The following is a 239-nucleotide window of genomic DNA, read 5'->3' as shown; positions in this document are numbered from 1 at the left end:
CTTCAAGCACTTGACGTGTGAATTTGTCCATACGTGTTGCTGTTGTTGGGCCAGCATGACCAACCACTTCATCACCGACTGGATCTACAGGGCCAACGTAGTAAATGAATTTACCTTTTAAGTCGACAGGAAGCTCTTCACCATTGTTCAGCATGTCGACCATGCGTTTGTGTGCAGCATCACGACCTGTATAAATTGTACCATTCAGAAGTAAGGTGTCGCCTGGTTGCCAAGCGTTC

General features: G+C 46.9%; 1 protein-coding gene. It reads right to left on the bottom strand.

Annotation, left to right across the window (positions count from 1 at the left end; translation table 11 throughout):
• Positions 1 to 239, bottom strand: a 239-nt coding sequence (locus RRF55_RS27765; RefSeq protein ID WP_439419265.1) for a fumarate hydratase C-terminal domain-containing protein, incomplete at both ends; no start/stop codon positions are given.

Origin of the sequence: Klebsiella sp. K47, from assembly GCF_051858335.1 — a bacterium.
GTDB lineage: Bacteria > Pseudomonadota > Gammaproteobacteria > Enterobacterales > Enterobacteriaceae > Klebsiella > Klebsiella pneumoniae.
Note: the sequence above shows the minus strand (reverse complement) of the source record. Positions and strands in the feature narration are given on the sequence as shown.